This is a genomic window from Inquilinus limosus DSM 16000, from assembly GCF_000423185.1.
Lineage (GTDB): Bacteria > Pseudomonadota > Alphaproteobacteria > DSM-16000 > Inquilinaceae > Inquilinus > Inquilinus limosus.
In genome coordinates this window covers 45,920-59,903 of sequence record NZ_AUHM01000021.1, presented here as the reverse complement: position 1 = coordinate 59,903, position 13,984 = coordinate 45,920, and the positions used below count along the sequence as shown (strand labels likewise).

The following is a 13,984-nucleotide window of genomic DNA, read 5'->3' as shown; positions in this document are numbered from 1 at the left end:
CCTCTGGATTGCCGGGTCGAGCCCGGCAATGACAGAAAAGGCTAAGTCCTACGCCGCCAGTGGCCGGCCGACGGCGAGCTGCATCACATTCGGCTCGCTGAACTGGTCGCGGCCCAGGATGCCGCTGATCCGGCCCTCATGCATCACCGCGATGCGGTCGCTGACGCCGATCACCTCCTCCATGTCGCTGGAGATCATCAGGATCGGCACGCCGCGGTCGGCCAGGTTGCGCATCAGCTGGTAGATCTCGGACTTGGCGCCGACGTCGATGCCGCGCGTCGGCTCGTCGAAGATCAGGAAGCGCGGCTGCAGCGCCAGCCACTTCGCCAGCACGATCTTCTGCTGGTTGCCGCCGGACAGCTTCAGCGCGGTGGTGGTGACCGAGGGGGTGCGGATGCGCAGCCGCTCGCGCTGGGCCTCGGCCTCCTTCGTCTCGCCGCGGCCGTCGATCAGCCAGCGCCGGGCGACGCGCCGGAGGCCGGGCAGGGTGACGTTCTCGGCGATGGTCATATCGAGCACCAGGCCGCTGCGCTTGCGGTCCTCCGGCACCAGGAACACCCCTTGGGCGATGGCCGCGCGGGGTGTGCCGATGACCAGTGGCTTGCCGTCCAGCCGGACCTCGCCGGCCAGCATCCGGTCGATGCCGAAGACGGCCCGCGCCAGCTCGGTGCGGCCGGAGCCGACCAGGCCGGCCAGGCCCAGGATCTCGCCGCGGCCGACCGACAGCGTCACCTCGTGCTCGGGATAGGTCCTGGTGCGCACGCCGCGGATCTCGACCGCGTCCGGCTGCGCCGCGACGGCGGGCGGGATGTAGAGGGCCCGCAGGTCGCGCCCGACCATCATCCGCACCATGCGGTCATGGTCGATCTCGCCGCGGTCCAGCATCCCGACCAGCCGGCCGTCGCGCAGGCAGACCACGCGGTCGGCGCAGGCCTCGATCTCGGCCAGGCGATGGGTGATGAAGATGATGGCGACGCCGTCCGCCTTCAGCTCGCCGATCACGCGCAGCAGCGTCTGGGTCTCGGCGATGGTCAGGCTCGAGGTCGGCTCGTCCATGATGATGATGCGGGCGTCGAGCGACAGCGCCTTGGCGATCTCCACCATCTGGCGCTGGGCGATCGACAGCTCGGCCAACGGCGTGGCCGGGCCGAAATCGACGCGCAGCCGGTCCAGCAGCGTCTGCGTGTCGGCGTGCAGCCGGGCGGTGTCGACCAGCTTCAGCGGCCCGAAGCGCCGCGGCTCGCGCCCGATGAAGACATTGCCGGCGACGTCGAGATTGTCGAAGAGGTTCAGCTCCTGATGCACGAAGGCGATGCCGGCGGCGATCGCCTCCGGCACCGTCAGCGCCGGACGCTGGGTGCCGCCGACGGTGACGGTGCCCGCGGTCGGGGCCTCGACCCCGCCCAGGATCTTCATCAGCGTCGACTTGCCGGCCCCGTTCTCGCCGATCAGCCCGACCACCTCGCCGCGGCGAACCGTCAGGCCGACATCCTTCAGCGCCTGCACGCCGGGATAGGTCTTGGAGATCCCCTCCATGGCGAGGGCGATGTCGGTCATGGCTGGACGTCCGCCCGCGCCGGCCGCGAAAACCCCCTCCCCCTAACCCCCTCCCGCGAGGGGAGGGGGGACAAGGAAGGGCATCGTCGGATCAGATAACCCATGATGCCGGACCGTTACTTGCCCAGCAGCTCCCGCATCTGCTTCTGGAAGTCGGCGACGTTGCTCTGGTCGATCAGCCGGGTCGGGATGATGTTCAGCTTGTTCTCCGGGATGAAGGACTTGTCGCCCTCGATGTAGCGGGCCAGCAGCTTCACCGTCTGGTAGCCGAACTCGTAGGGCTGCTGCACCACCGTGCCCTCGATCACGCCCTCCTGCACGCCGCGCAGGGTGACGGGGTCCTCGTCGAAGCCGACCACCTTGATCTGGCCCAGTTTCCCGGCCGCCTTCATCGCGTCGTAGATGATCGGCGTGTTGTAGGAGTAGAGGCCGACCAGCATCGCCAGGTCGTCGTATTTGGTCAGCGTGTCCTCGACGTTGCGCTTGGCCTTGACGAAGTCGATGTCGTCGGTGCGGACGTCGACGATCTCGATCTTGGTGCCGGCGATCGCCTTCTTGATGCCCTCGACCCGCTCGCGGGCGTTGGCGTTGCCCAGCGTGCCGACGAACAGCATGATCTTGCCGCCGTCCGGCAGGGCCTTCTTGATCAGCTCGCCCGCCTGCACGCCGGCGGCGACATTGTCGGTGCCGATATAGAGCAGCCGGTTGCTCTTCGGCGCGTCGCTGTCGAAGGTGAACAGCGGCACCTGGGCGGCGGCGGAGTTGAGGAGGGCGGTGGCGTTGTCCGGGTCGACCGGGCTGATGCCGATGCCGTCGACGCCGCGGGACAGCATGTCCTCGACGATGCGGCGCTGCTCCGCGGCGCTGGATTCGCCGGGGATCTTGAACTCGACACTGGTGCCCTTCAGCTCGGACACCGCCTTGTCGGTGCCGCGGCGGGCGATGGTCCAGAAATCGGATGAGCCGTTGACGATGAAGGCGATGGTCTTGTCGGCGGCGCGGGCCGGCCCCGGGCCGATGGCGAGAACCGTCGCGACGGCGGCCGTCAGGCCCGCCAGAATCAGGCGCTTCATTGGTTCCTCCCGGTCATTCCGATCCGGCTTCGGGCCGGGATCGGTAAAGATTGCTATTATAATCAGACAATTTGGATCACAACGGTCCGAACCGGTCAAGCCGGCGCGCGCCGCCGATCAGCCGTTGACCAGGAAGCGCAGCGGGTCGGGCTCGATCTGGCAGGCGTCGACCGGCTGGCGGTCCGGGGCGTCGAGGAACTTTCCGGCCAGGGTCTCGGCGCAGGGATCGCTGCCGATCAGGCCGTGGCCCTGGTCCTGCCGTTCGACCAGGAAGCCGTTCGGCAGGTGCGCCGCGGCGGCGCGCGCCCAGGTCGGCGGCGTCACCGGGTCCAGGCCGCCGGCCAGGACCAGGGCCGGGATGTCGCTGTCGACCGGCTGGGCGGCGAGGTCGTCCGCGGGACCGGCCGGCCAGGCCGGGCAGGTCGACCCCGGGGCGTCGCGCAGGTCGCCGGCCTCCGGCGCCAGGCATTCGGCCAGGTCGTAGGCGCCGTTGGCGATGGTCGGGTCGAGCAGGCCGGCCAGCCATTGCCGGGCCGCCTCCTCATAGGCCTCGTCGCGGTCGGCATCGATGCCGGCGATCAGCGCCGGCAGGGTGGCGGCGTCGTCGCGGGAATAGAGGTCGTTGAACACCACCTCCGACAGCAGCCCGCCGGTGAACATCAGCGCGGCCTCGCCATTGCCGTCCGGCCGCTCGACGGTGACCGTCGGCGGCTCGTCGTCCAGCCGCTCCAAGAGGGTGCGGTAACGCTCGGCCAGATCGGGATAGGCGGCGTTGCACGTGGCGTCGGCGGCGCAGGCGGCGAAGACGCGCTGCAGCGACCGGTCGCCGTCGGGGTCATCCTCCTCGGAATCGGTGAACAGCGTCTTCCCGGGCGGGTAGACGCCGTCGAGGATCATGGCGGCGATGCCGTCAGGGTACTGCCGTGCGGTCTCCAGCGCCAGCCGAGTGCCGTAGGAGGACCCGAACAGGACCCAGCGGTCGATGCCGAGGGCGAGGCGCAGATCGGCGACGTCGCGGGCGCTGTCGGCCGTGGTGTAGCGCGTCAGGTCGTGGCCCTCCGCCTCCCAGCGGCTGCGGCAGGCCCGGGCCGCATCGAGCGCCGAGGACGCCTCGCCGCCGTCGCCCTCCGGGCCGTTGGCGCGGATCTGGGCGTCGACCATCTCCGGGCAGGTCAGGTTCGGCTCCGACCGGCCCATGCCGCGCTGGTCGAACAGCACCAGCTTGCGCGTCTGCAGCCAGTCGTTGCGGGCGATCAGGTCCCACCATCGGGCGATCCCATCGGGATCGAGACCGGCCGCCCCGCCGGGGCCGCCCTCGAGATACAGGATGGGCGGCGCGTCGCCGAGCTTGTCCGGCGTCGTCAGGATGGCGACCGCCAGCGTCACGGCGGCGCCGTCGGGCTTGTCGCGGTTCTCGGGCAGGGTGACGGTGCCGCAGGTCGCGGCCCGGCCCTCCGGCACCGTGAAGCCGCAGGTCCCAACATGGAATTCGGGCGCGGCCAGGGCCGGCGCGGCGCCGGCCAGGGTCAGGGCTGCGATCAGGAACAGGCGACGGATCATCATCGGCATTCGCGGGGGCAACGACCGGCCCAAGCTAAGCAGACGGGCGAGGCGACGCCATGCGGCAAGAGCGTCGCTGGCGCGCTACTCCGCCGCCAGCTGCGGCACGGGTCTTTGAAGCTTTTCGGCGACCAGCTGCACCACCTGCAGGCCGCGCTCCAGCTCGCCGCGCAAGGCGGCGGCCTCGGCCGGGGTCCGCACCGGGGCCCGGCGCGGCGCGTCGCGGCGGGCGTGGTCGAGCACGGCCGGGTCGACGCGGTCCCCGACCAGCAGCAGATCGGCCCGGCGCAGCGCCGCCACCTGGCGCAGAGTCAGGTCCTGCTCGCCCCCCGGCCCGACCGTGATCCGGGTCAGGGAGCCGGCGGAGGGGCGTTCCGCCGCCACCTGGTCCAGCAGGCCCAGCGCCCCCGCCCGGTCGGCGGTGCCGCTGCGGTACAGCCGGCGCCAGAAGGCGAGGCGGCGGGCCGGGTCGGCGAGGCGCCGGCGGATCTCGTGCCGCAGCGTGCCGGACAGGGCGGCGAGGCGGCCGAGGCCCGGCGGGATCAGCGCCTCAAGCTCCTGCCGGATCAGCCCGGCCAAAGCGGGCGCCGCGCCGCCGGTCGAGACCGCCACCACCACCGGCGACCGGTCGAGGATCGCCGGCAGGATGAAATCGCAGAATTCCGGCCGGTCGACGACGTTCAGCGGCACGCCCGCCGCCCGCGCCAGGGCGGCGCTGCGCCGGTTGGCCTGATCGTCGCCGGAGGCGTCGATGACCAGGCAGGCCTCGGTCAGATGGTCGGCCTCCAGCGGGCCGGGCAGGATCTCGGCGCCGGCCGCTTCCGCCGTCTCGGCGAAGGTCGCATCGGCGCCGACCAGCCGGATCGCGGCGCCGGCGCGGCGCAGCAGCTCGAATTTCGGCGGGGCCGCGTCGCCGCCGCTGACCAGCACGCAGACCCGCCCGCGCACGGTCAGGAAGACGGGCAGGTGGGGCAGGGGAGCATGATCCTGCGCAACCGGATGGGCCGGAGCCTTCCCAGATTTTTCCGGCTGCTTCCTTTTGAGTCCCCCCTCCCCTTGCGGGAGGGGGATAGGGGGAGGGGGTTCGTGCCGACTGAACCGGCCGTCCTCATCGGTGAGGCAACCCTCGTCGGAGGGGATTGACTCAGCATTCGCGCACGGACGCGCGCAGACCCCTCCCCCTGCCCCCCTCCCGCAAGGGGAGGGGGGACTCAAAAGGAAACCGGATTCCGGCTCAGCCTGCTGCAGGAAGGGCGGCATGGGCGACGATCTCCTTCAGCTCCGGCACGCAGGAGCCGCAATTGGTCCCGGCGCCGAGCAGCGCGCCGAGCTCCTTGACCCCGATGCCCTGGCCGTCCCGGCCCCCGCCTTCTCGAATCGTGCGGAGGATCCGCTCGATCCCGACGCCGAGGCAGGCGCAGACGATGCGGCCCTCGGCGGGGGCGCCGACCGGGGCGCGGCCGGAGAGCAGGGCGCGGCGGTCGGCCTCGTCCAGCTGCAGCGTGTCCGCGGCGAAGCGGGCCATCAGCCATTCCGGGTCGGGCAGCTTGCCAGGCGGGGCGACGAACAGGCATTCGGCCAGCCCTGATGCATCGAGAGTGGCCAGGCGGAACAGGCCGCGCTTCGCATCGGCGAATTCGATCGTCTCGCGGCCCTTGCCCGGCGCCAGCAGCGTTCGGCCGAGAATGATGCCGTCGGCCGGCGGCTCCGGTCCGCCCAGGGTGTAGATCTGGCAGCCGGCGGCGGCCCGGCGGGTCCAGTAGACGAGACCGGTCGGGCGCATCCGCCGGCGCGAGACCAGGAACCCCTCCCAGCCCAGCGCGACGCGGTCGAGCGCGATCGGCGTGTGCTTCAGCTCCGGCTGGCCGGAGACCGGGTCGACGGCCGGGTTGGCCAGCTTGCCGACGACGCAGTCGGTGGTGAAGCGGTCGTTCCAGTGCATCGCCAGGAAGGCTTGGCCGGGCGCCTGGTCGGGCGTGATCCGCACCCGGGCCAGGGCGCGGCCCCAGCCGCTCCTCAGCCGCGCCAGGTCGCCCTCGGCCAGGCCGTGGCGGCGGGCGTCGTCCGGATGCAGCTCGACCGCCGGCTCCGGGCTGTTGGCGGCCAGGCGCGGCACCGCGCCGGTGCGGGTCATGGTGTGCCACTGGTCGCGCAGCCGGCCGGTGTTCAGCAGCATCGGCCGGTTCTGGTCGGGGCGGTGGGCCGGCGGCCGATGGCGAACGGGGACGAAGCGGGCGCGGCCGTCCGGCGTCGGAAAGCGGCCGTCAGCGAACATCCGCGCCGTACCCTCCGGCCGGCCCTCAGGCGCCGGCCACTGCACCGGCTCCAGCCTCTCGTAGTCCGCCCCGTCCAGCGCCACCAGGGCGCCGAGATCGAAAGCGCGCTCGCCGCCGTTCTCGAAGGCGGAGAGGGCGGCGTGCTCGCGGAAGATCGCGGCCGGGTCCTCATAGGGGAAGGCCTCGGCGAAGCCCATGCGGCGGGCCACCTGGGTGACGATCCACCAGTCCGGTCGGGCCTGGCCGGGCAGGGGGCGGAAGCCGCGCTGGCGCGAGATCCGGCGCTCGGAATTGGTGACGGTGCCGTCCTTCTCGCCCCAGCCGGCGGCGGGCAGCAGCACATCGGCCAGGCGGGCGGTGTCGGTCTCGGCGGTGACGTCGGAGACGACGACCAGATCGCAGCGGGACAGGCCGCGGCGCAGCCGCTCCGCCTCCGGCACGCTGACCGCCGGGTTGGTCGCCATGATCCACAGCGCCTTGATCCGGCCGGCGGCGACGGCCTCGAACAGCTCCACCGCCTTCAGCCCCGGCCGCTGCGCCATGCGCGGCGCCTGCCAGAAGCGGCGCACCCGGTCGCGCGCCGCCTCGTCCTCGATCTGCATATGCGCGGCCAGCTGGTTGGCCAGGCCGCCGACCTCGCGCCCGCCCATGGCGTTGGGCTGGCCGGTGACCGAGAAGGGGCCCATGCCCGGCCGGCCGATCCGTCCGGTGGCGAGGTGGCAGTTGATGATGGCGTTGACCTTGTCGGTGCCCTGGGTCGACTGGTTCACGCCCTGGGAATAGATCGTCAGCGTCGCCGGAGTGTGGGCGAACCAGGCGTAGAAGCGCCGCACCGCCTCCTCCGGCAGGCGGCAGCCCCGGGCCACGGCGGCGATGTCGGGCGCGTCCTCGGCCGCGGCCAGGGCGGCTTCCTCGAAACCCGAGGCATGGGCGGCGATCCAGCCGCGGTCCAGCACCCCCTCGCGCACCAGATGGGCCAGCAGGCCGTTGAACAGCAGCACGTCGGTGCCGGGCGCGATGGCGAGGTGCAGGTCGGCCTCGTCGCAGGTCGCGGTGCGGCGCGGGTCGATCACCACGATCCTGGTGCCGCGGCGCTCGCGCGCCGACAGCAGGCGGCGATGCAGGATCGGGTGGCACCAGGCGGCGTTGGACCCGACATAGACGGCAAGGTCCGCCTGCTCCCAATCCTCGTAGCAGCCCGGCACCACATCCTCGCCGAAGGCGCGACGATGGCCGGCGACCGAGGAGGCCATGCACAGCCGGGAATTGGTGTCGATGTTGCCGGAGCCGATGAAGCCCTTCATCAGCTTGTTGGCGACGTAGTAGTCCTCGGTCAGCAGCTGGCCGGAGACGTAGAAGGCGACCGCATCCGGCCCGTGCTGTTCGATCGCGTCGCTGAAGCCGCTGGCGACGCGGTCCAGCGCCTCGTCCCAGCTCGCGGGCCGGCCGCCGATCATCGGGTCGAGCAGGCGCCCGTCCAGCCCCAGCGTCTCGCCCAGCGCTCCGCCCTTGGAGCAGAGCCGGCCGAAATTCGCCGGGTGGGCGGGGTCGCCGGTCACCCGTCCGTCCGGCACCGCGGCGACGCCGCAGCCGACGCCGCAATAGGGGCAGGTGGTGCGGACCGGCTCAGCCATTGGCGACCAGCTGCGGCGCGGGCAGGCCGAGGCGGATGCGGCCGCCCTGCAGCTCGACCGCGATGCGGTGGACGCAGCCCTCGTCCGGGCCTTCGACCTCGCCGGTTTCCAGGCTGATCACCCAGGCGTGCAGCGGGCAGGTGACGCTGGTGCCGTGCACGATACCCTGAGACAGCGGCCCGCCCTTGTGCGGGCAGCGGTCGTAGAGGGCGAAGACGCGGTCGTCGGCGGTGCGGAACAGGGCGATGTCGCCCTCCGGGCTCTTCACCACCCGCGCGCCCATCGGCGGGATGTCCTCGATCCCGCCGACATCGATCCAAAGCGGCAAGCTCATCCTCGTCACTCCACCGCGGCCAGTGGGCGGAACTCATGCGCCTCGGCGCCGGCGGCGCGTTCGGCCCAGGGGTCCTGTTGGGCGAATTGCTGCGCGTGCAGGAAGCGGGCGTAGAGCCGCTTGCGCGAATCCGCGTCCTCGACGATCCGGCGCTTGACGTGGTCGAGGCCGACCCGCTCGATCCAGGGCGCCGTGCGCTCGAGATAGTGTGACTCCTCCCGATGCAGCTGCAGGAAGGCGCCGCAATATTCCAGCACCTCCTCCGGCGTCTCGACCTTGCACAGGAAGTCGGTGCCGCGCAGCTTGATGCCGCCATTGCCGCCGACATGCAGCTCCCAGCCGCTGTCGACCGCGATCACGCCGAAATCCTTGATCGTCGCCTCGGCGCAGTTCCGCGGGCAGCCGGAGACCGCCATCTTCACCTTGTGCGGCGTCCAGGCGCCCCAGGTCATCTTCTCGATGGCGATGCCCATGGCGGTCGAATCCTGGGTGCCGAAGCGGCACCATTCGGAGCCGACACAGGTCTTCACCGTGCGCAGCGCCTTGCCGTAGGCGTGGCCGGAGACCATGCCGGCGGCGTTCAGGTCGCGCCAGACATCCGGCAGCTGCTCCTTCTTCACGCCCAGCAGGTCGATGCGCTGGCCGCCGGTCACCTTCACCGAGGGGATCTGGTAGCGGTCGACCACGTCGGCGATGGCCCGCAGCTCCTTGGCGGTGGTGACGCCGCCCCACATCCGCGGCACCACCGAATAGGTGCCGTCCTTCTGGATGTTGGCGTGCGCCCGCTCATTGATGAAGCGGGACTGCTGGTCGTCGCGGTACTCGCCCGGCCAGGCGCAGAGCAGGTAGTAGTTCAGCGCCGGCCGGCACTTGGCGCAGCCTTGCGGCGTGCGCCAGCCCAGCTCCTGCATCACCGCAGGGATCGAGCGCAGCTCGCGCGCCAGGATCAGCCGCCGCACCTCGTCATGGCCGAAATCGGTGCAGCCGCAGACCGCCTTGATCTTCGGCCCGCCCTCGTAGCCGTCGCCCAGCGTCACCGCCAGCAGGCTCTCGACCAGCCCGGTGCAGGAGCCGCAGGAGGACGAGGCCTTGGTGTGGGCCCGCACCGCGTCGAGGCTGGTCAGCCCCTTCTCGCCGATCGCCTGGACGATGGTGCCCTTGCAGACGCCGTTGCAGCCGCAGATCTCCGCCTCCGGCGGCAGGGCGGCAACGGCCTGCTTAGGGTCCGGCGCCGCACCTCCGGCGGCGGCCAGCGCCTGGCCGAAGATCAGCCCGTCGCGCAGCGGCGTGACGTCCTGGGCCTCGCGCAGCATCTGGAAGAACCAGGCGCCGTCGGCGGTGTCGCCGTACAGCACGGCGCCGGCGATGCGGTTGTCCTTCAGCACCAGCCGCTTGTAGACGCCGCGGGCGGCGTCGCGGAACACGATGTCCTCGCAATCCTCGCCGCCCTGGAAGTCGCCGGCCGAGAACACGTCGATGCCGGTGACCTTGAGCTTGGTTGAGGTGACCGAGCCGCGATATTCGCTCTCCGCCGTGCCGGCCAGCTGGTCGGCGCAGATCCGGGCCATCTCGTAGAGCGGCGCCACCAGGCCGTAGGTCCGGCCCTGGTGCTGGACGCATTCGCCGACCGCCAGGATGCAGGGGTCGGAGGTGATCATCCGGTCGTCGACCACGACGCCGCGCTCGACCAGGAGGCCGGCCTCGCGGGCCAGCGCGGTGGCCGGGCGGATGCCGACCGCCATCACCACCAGATCGGCCGGGATCACCCGCCCGTCCTTCAGCCGCACCGCCTCGACCTTGCCGTCGCCCTCGATCGCGGCGGTGTCGGCCTCGGTCAGCACGGTCAAGCCGCGCCGCTCCAGCTCGCGCTTCAGCAGGTAGCCGGCGGCGGGGTCGAGCTGCCGCTCCATCAGCACCGGCATCAGGTGCAGGACGGTGACCTCCATGCCGTTGGCGCGCAGGCCGTTGGCGGCTTCGAGGCCGAGCAGGCCGCCGCCGATCACCACGGCGCGGGTGCGGCCCTCGCGCGCCGCCGCCAGCATCGCCTCGACATCGGCGATGTCGCGGAAGGTGACGACGCCGGGCAGGTCGCGGCCCGGCACCGGGATCACGATCGGGTCCGACCCGGTGGCCAGCAGCAGCCGGTCGTAGCGGCAGCGGCTGCCGTCGGCGGCGACCACCTCGCGCGCCTCGCGGTCGATCGCCGTCACCCGCACGCCGGCGCGCAGGTCGATGCCGTTGGCGTCGTACCAGGCGCGGTCGTTGATGACGATGTCGTCGAACCGCTTCTCGCCCGCCAGAACCGGCGACAGCATGATGCGGTTATAGTTCACCTGCGGCTCGGCGCCGAACACGGTGACGGCGTAGCGGCTTGGCGCGCGGGCCAGCAGCTCCTCCACCGCCCGCATCCCGGCCATGCCGTTGCCGATGACGACGAGGCTCTCCTTCGGGCCCCAGCTTCCTTCGGGCATCCTTCCCTCCCCCCTCAGGCGGCCGCGGTGGTGAAGCGCTGGCGCTCGTAGAGGAAGCGCAGCACCTGCACCCGGCACGCGGCGTAAGTCGGATCGCCGGCCAGCGCCAGGCGGCGGCGCGGCCGCTCCAGCGGGATCTCCAGCACCTCGCCGATGGTGGCGCTGGGGCCGTTGGTCATCATCACGATGCGGTCGGACAGCAGCACCGCCTCGTCGACGTCATGGGTGATCATCAGCACCGTGTTGCCGAGCGCGGCGTGGATCTCCATCACCGAGTCCTGCAGATGCGCCCGGGTCAGGGCGTCGAGCGCGCCGAAGGGCTCATCCATCAGCAGCAGCTTCGGCTGCATCGCCAGCGCCCGGGCGATGCCGACGCGCTGCTTCATGCCGCCCGAGATCTCGCCCGGCCGCTTGTCCTTGGCATGCGCCATGTGGACCAGCGCCAGATTGTGCATCACCCAGTCGTGCCGCTCGGCCGCGCTCTTGGCCCGGCCGAACACCTTGTCGACGGCGATCCGGACATTGCCGTAGACGGTCAGCCAGGGCAGCAGCGAATGGTTCTGGAACACGATGGCGCGGTCCGGGCCCGGGCTGTCGACCACTTGGCCGTCCAGCAGCACCTCGCCGGTGGTGGAGCGGACCAGGCCGCCGACGATGTTCAGCAGGGTCGACTTGCCGCAGCCGGAATGGCCGATGATCGACACGAACTCGCCGCGGGAAATGCCCAGGTTGACGTCGACCAGCACCTCGCTGACCGCGCCGCCGCGGACAAAGCGCATGCCGACCTGCTCGATCGAGAGATAGCTGTCCATGACCGCCTCCTCAGGCCGCGGTGCCGCGGGCGACGAGCGCGCCGGCGATGCCGATCAGGCGGTCGAGGACGAAGCCGACCAGCCCGACATAGACGAGGGCCACGACGATGTCGCTGATGCGCGAGCTGTTCCACGCGTCCCAGATGAAGAAGCCGATCCCGACGCCGCCGATCAGCATCTCGGCCGCGATGATCGCCAGCCAGGACAGGCCGACGCCGATCCGGAGGCCGGTGAAGATGTAGGGCACGGTGGCGGGCAGGGTGATCCTGGTGAACACCTCCCACCAGGACAGGCGCAGCACCGCGGCGACGTTGCGATAGTCCTGCGGGATGTTGCGCACCCCGACCGCGGTGTTGATCACGATCGGCCAGATCGAGGTGATGAAGATCACGAAGATCGCCGACGGCTCCGCCTGCTGGAACCCGGCCAGCGAGATCGGCAGCCAGGCCAGCGGCGGGATCGTGCGCAGCACCTGGAAGATCGGGTCCAGCCCGCGCATCGCCCAGACGCTCTGGCCGATCAGGACGCCGAGCGCGACCCCGACCACGGCGGCCAGGGCGAAGCCCATCGCCACCCGTGACAGGCTGGTGGCGATCTGCCAGAAGGCGCCCTTGTCGACCCCGCCATTGTCGTAGAACGGGTCGATGATGAACTCCCAGGTGTCGTCCAGCACCTTGAGCGGCGACGGCAGGCTGGAGGTCGGGCTGGAGCACAGCAGCTGCCAGGCCAGCAGCAGCAGCGCCAGCACGATCAGCGGCGGGATCACCCGGGCGGCGGCCTGGGTGGCGAGGCGGACGAGGATGGGGGCGAGCGGCGCCCGCGCCACCGGCAGGGACAGGACCTGCCCGGCCGGCTTCGGCCCGCCGGCCGGGGCGGGCGCTTTGGATATGATCTGGGCTGTCTGAGGCACGAGGCTGGCTCCGGCTGGCTGTCGTCGGGCGTCAGGCGACGGTCTTGATGGCGAGGCTGGCGAGGTAGGCGTCGGGGGCGTCGGGGTCGAAGACCTTGCCGTCGAAGAAGGTCTCCCGGCCGCGCGAGGTGCCGGCCGGGATCTCCTCGGCCGGCACGCCGATCGCCTGGGCGGCCCGGCGCCACAGATCCTCGCGGTTGACCCGTGTGATGAGGCCCTTCAGGTCGACGTCGGGGGCGACGAAGCCCCAGCGGCGGTCCTCGGTCAGGAACCACAGCTCATGGCTCTGGAACGGATAGGAGGCGAAATCCCGCCAGAACTTCATCAGCAGCGGGCTGTTCTCGACCTTGCGGCCGTCGCCGTAGTCGATGGTGCCGAGCGAGCGCGGCAGGATGTCGGCCGGGGGCACGTTGAACCATGCCCTCCGGCCGATGATCTGGGCCATTTCCTCCTTGTTCTCCGGCTTGTCGGCCCAGCGCTGGGCTTCGAGGACCGCCTGCAGCAGCGCTTCCGCCGCCTTCGGGTGGGCGTCGATCCAGTCGGCGCGCAGCGCCAGGCTCTTCTCCGGATGATCCTTCCACAGCTCGCCGGTGACGCAGGCGGAATAGCCGATCCCCTGGTGCACGAGCTGGTCGTTCCACGGCTCGCCGACGCAGAAGGCCTGCATGTTGCCGACCTTCATGTTGGCCACCATCTGCGGCGGCGGCACCACGATGGTGCTGACGTCCTTGTTCGGGTCGATGCCGGCCGCCGCCAGCCAGTAGCGCATCCACAGGTCGTGCGTGCCGCCGGGGAAGGTGACGGCGCATTTCACCTCCTGCCCCTTCGCCTTCATCTCGGCGAAGGCGGCCTTCAGCGGCCTGGCGTCGACCGTGGCGCCGGCGGGCATCAGGTCCTTGGCCACCGAGATCGCCTGGCCGTTGGTGTTCAGCCGGCACAGGATCTGCATCGGCAGCGGCTTGTTCTCGGCGGTGATGGTGCCGAGCGTCATCAAATAGGGCATCGGCGTCAGGATGTGGGCGCCGTCGATGCCGCCGCCGGCCGAGCCGAGCACCAGGTTGTCGCGGGTGGTGCCCCAGGAGGCCTGCTTCGATACCGTGATCTCAGTCAGCCCGACCTTGTCGAACAGCCCCTTCTCCTTGGCGATGATCAGGGGGGCGGAATCGGTCAGGGCGATGAAGCCCAGCATCGCCTTGGCGGTCTCCGGCCCGGCGCCCTGGGCGAAGGCGCCGGACGGGAAGGCGGCGCGGATCGCGGCGATGGTCGCCGCGGCGCCGGTCAGCTTCGCCGTACCCTGCAGCAGGTCGCGGCGGCTGATCGCTGTGGTGGTGGTGCGGTCGCGTCCGGTCATGAAAGC

General features: G+C 71.3%; 10 protein-coding genes. All 10 read right to left on the bottom strand.

Features of this window, described 5'->3' with window-relative positions; all coding sequences use genetic code 11:
• Positions 1–48 precede the first annotated feature (48 nt).
• The 10 genes from G537_RS0118750 to G537_RS0118705 all read right to left on the bottom strand — a co-directional run bounded on the left by G537_RS0118750 (position 49) and on the right by G537_RS0118705 (position 13,978).
• Positions 49–1,557: a sugar ABC transporter ATP-binding protein gene (locus tag G537_RS0118750; protein ID WP_026871436.1), complete on the bottom strand. Its 1,509-nt coding sequence runs from the start codon at positions 1,555–1,557 to the stop codon at positions 49–51.
• A 116-nt stretch (positions 1,558–1,673) separates the two neighbouring features.
• On the bottom strand, positions 1,674–2,630 hold the full coding sequence (locus tag G537_RS0118745) for a sugar-binding protein (protein WP_026871435.1): 957 nt from the start codon (positions 2,628–2,630) through the stop codon (positions 1,674–1,676).
• 117 nt (positions 2,631–2,747) lie between these two features.
• Positions 2,748–4,193 (bottom strand): alpha/beta fold hydrolase, encoded by a 1,446-nt coding sequence (locus tag G537_RS0118740; RefSeq protein ID WP_026871434.1) that lies wholly within the window; start codon positions 4,191–4,193, stop codon positions 2,748–2,750.
• 81 nt (positions 4,194–4,274) lie between these two features.
• Positions 4,275–5,450 carry a precorrin-2 dehydrogenase/sirohydrochlorin ferrochelatase family protein gene (locus G537_RS38675; RefSeq protein WP_081688900.1) on the bottom strand — a complete coding sequence of 392 codons (1,176 nt, stop codon included), beginning with the start codon at positions 5,448–5,450 and terminating at the stop codon, positions 4,275–4,277.
• Positions 5,425–8,100, bottom strand: a complete 2,676-nt coding sequence (locus tag G537_RS0118730) for a nitrate reductase (RefSeq protein WP_026871433.1) — start codon at positions 8,098–8,100, stop codon at positions 5,425–5,427. The genes G537_RS38675 and G537_RS0118730 overlap by 26 nt, the downstream gene beginning before the upstream one ends.
• Positions 8,093–8,434, bottom strand: coding sequence for a nitrite reductase small subunit NirD (nirD, locus tag G537_RS0118725; protein ID WP_026871432.1), 342 nt, complete (start codon positions 8,432–8,434; stop codon positions 8,093–8,095). The genes G537_RS0118730 and nirD overlap by 8 nt, the downstream gene beginning before the upstream one ends.
• A 5-nt stretch (positions 8,435–8,439) precedes the next feature.
• Positions 8,440–10,905, bottom strand: a complete 2,466-nt coding sequence (gene nirB, locus G537_RS0118720) for a nitrite reductase large subunit NirB (RefSeq protein ID WP_026871431.1) — start codon at positions 10,903–10,905, stop codon at positions 8,440–8,442.
• Positions 10,906–10,919: 14 nt separating this feature from the next.
• On the bottom strand, positions 10,920–11,717 hold the full coding sequence (locus G537_RS0118715; protein WP_026871430.1) for an ABC transporter ATP-binding protein: 798 nt from the start codon (positions 11,715–11,717) through the stop codon (positions 10,920–10,922).
• A 10-nt stretch (positions 11,718–11,727) separates the two neighbouring features.
• Positions 11,728–12,627 (bottom strand): nitrate ABC transporter permease, encoded by a 900-nt coding sequence (gene ntrB / locus G537_RS0118710; protein ID WP_026871429.1) that lies wholly within the window; start codon positions 12,625–12,627, stop codon positions 11,728–11,730.
• Between the two features lie 31 nt (positions 12,628–12,658).
• Positions 12,659–13,978, bottom strand: coding sequence for a CmpA/NrtA family ABC transporter substrate-binding protein (locus tag G537_RS0118705; protein WP_026871428.1), 1,320 nt, complete (start codon positions 13,976–13,978; stop codon positions 12,659–12,661).
• Positions 13,979–13,984 lie beyond the last annotated feature (6 nt).

Coding starts and splice junctions, on each gene's coding strand:
- G537_RS0118750 (WP_026871436.1), bottom strand. CDS start 1,557: ATGACCGACATCGCCCTCGCCATGGAGGGGATCTCCAAGACCTATCCC.
- G537_RS0118745 (WP_026871435.1), bottom strand. CDS start 2,630: ATGAAGCGCCTGATTCTGGCGGGCCTGACGGCCGCCGTCGCGACGGTT.
- G537_RS0118740 (WP_026871434.1), bottom strand. CDS start 4,193: ATGATGATCCGTCGCCTGTTCCTGATCGCAGCCCTGACCCTGGCCGGC.
- G537_RS38675 (WP_081688900.1), bottom strand. CDS start 5,450: ATGCCGCCCTTCCTGCAGCAGGCTGAGCCGGAATCCGGTTTCCTTTTG.
- G537_RS0118730 (WP_026871433.1), bottom strand. CDS start 8,100: ATGGCTGAGCCGGTCCGCACCACCTGCCCCTATTGCGGCGTCGGCTGC.
- nirD (WP_026871432.1), bottom strand. CDS start 8,434: ATGAGCTTGCCGCTTTGGATCGATGTCGGCGGGATCGAGGACATCCCG.
- nirB (WP_026871431.1), bottom strand. CDS start 10,905: ATGCCCGAAGGAAGCTGGGGCCCGAAGGAGAGCCTCGTCGTCATCGGC.
- G537_RS0118715 (WP_026871430.1), bottom strand. CDS start 11,717: ATGGACAGCTATCTCTCGATCGAGCAGGTCGGCATGCGCTTTGTCCGC.
- G537_RS0118705 (WP_026871428.1), bottom strand. CDS start 13,978: ATGACCGGACGCGACCGCACCACCACCACAGCGATCAGCCGCCGCGAC.